Below are 1,584 nucleotides of genomic sequence, written 5' to 3'. Positions count from 1 at the left end.
GAGACGACGTGTAGCCAAACCTGCGACATCGGCACGTGCTATTGCTGCGGCGCGCAGGCGTCGGGGCGAGCTTGAACGGGTGCTGGCTATACGGGACGTTGAGGTAAGGCGACTGGGGCTGTCGAGTCCGCTGGACCGCGACAAACTCACCGTAGAGCAGCGGCAAGCACTTGATAGTGGCCCATATCCGAAAGCCGCCGCCGCGTATCTGGCGACGCATGAGCGATGGTTTCAACAGATCGCGCACCGCGCACAAGCAAGGCACGTACCGTTTGAAGACCTCGTGCAGACCGCGAAGATCGGTGGACTGCGTGCCCTCGACAAGTTCAATGCCAGTCTCGTCGAGTCCGGCTCTGTGACCTCGTTTCTGTCCTACGCGCGCTGGTGGGTTCGCTGTGAGATCGGCAAGTTGTTTGAAGACGAATCCCTAGTCAAGATTCCGGCCGCCGCAAAGAAGACCGCGACCGATCTGCGCAGTCGCATCGACGCCGAAGCAGCCCGGCTAAACCGTAACCCCGACAGCCTCACCGACGACGACGTTGCGATGCTGTTCTCGATGCCGCTCGAAAAGGTTAAGCAGTATCGGCATCTGCATCTAGGTCACGAGCACCCTGAAGTGCAGACCTACGGTCGCAGCCGCAACCCCGAAGAGGCGATTTCGCAGACGCTGGTGTCGCAGCGATTGGCCGAGCTGCAAGCCGAACACGAAGACGACGTCGAGACGAAACAGCGGGGCGGGTTGGTTGATGCTGCCTATATGCGACTGCCGGCGAAGTATCGTCGCGTGCTGGGGGAAGTGTACGGGCTTGAACTGGACGGAGAGGCTTTGAGTGTGACGCTGCCCGAGGGCGACATCGCGCGACGTGCGATGCTAGCTGCGGCGCTGGGGCGACTGCGCGCGGTGGCGCAGAGGGTGGATTAGCCACTACACCTGCCCCGCCTCACCGCGATGCAGCCGCCGAAGCTGACACCAGCCCCAGAAGTTTGCACTGTAGCCTAGTCGGTGTGTAGGTGTAGCGATGTGTTCAAATGGGCTCCAATGTCCCGAGGATGCCAGCCGCTTGGCCAGCACGATGTCTTCGGCCTGTTCGCGCACCGATGCCGAAGCGTCATAGCTGACGCGGGCGCAACGTGCGACGCTGAGCAACAGGCGCGCATAGGTTTGCGGCGTGATGTCGTCAGACCAGACGTTGTCAAGCGCGGTCGCGGCCACCGTCGCGTCTTCGTCACGGGCATACGGGACGTGCCATTCACCGTATGCGATCCGTCGCGGCGTCGAGGCTGCCATCGCATCGCGCATCATCTCGGCGGCGTGTCGTAGCTCGGGCTGCGCGTCGGGATGACATCGCAGGGCATAGAAGTTGTCCCAGTCCGTTGCCGTGATGAGCACCGTGATCCACATCCAAGGCTCAAGCACCCGGTTGACGACTTGCTTGTGTAGCCCTGCTGCAGCCAGCGTGCGCGCAATCTCGACGGCAGCCTCACGACCGCGCAGCCACGCGGCCTGCGCCGCGGCCAGCTCGTCACCCGACAGCTCAGCGCCTGCCTGCATACCGCGCTGGTTTCGACCCCACGACACAGGCA

Annotated in this window: 2 protein-coding genes; one reads left to right on the top strand and one right to left on the bottom strand. The window is 62.9% G+C overall.

Translation table 11 applies throughout. The annotated features are described in order from the left end of the window. Nucleotides 1-922, top strand: a 922-nt coding sequence (locus tag AAFM29_RS17860; RefSeq protein ID WP_341714051.1) for a sigma factor, incomplete at its 5' end; no start/stop codon positions are given. A 3-nt stretch (nt 923-925) separates the two neighbouring features. Here AAFM29_RS17860 and AAFM29_RS17855 read toward each other — a convergent pair. Next, a partial coding sequence (locus AAFM29_RS17855; RefSeq protein ID WP_341714050.1) for a hypothetical protein occupies nt 926-1,584 on the bottom strand: 659 nt, incomplete at its 5' end.

This window comes from Erythrobacter sp. (assembly GCF_038133525.1).
GTDB lineage: Bacteria > Pseudomonadota > Alphaproteobacteria > Sphingomonadales > Sphingomonadaceae > Qipengyuania.
Note: the sequence above shows the minus strand (reverse complement) of the source record. Positions and strands in the feature narration are given on the sequence as shown.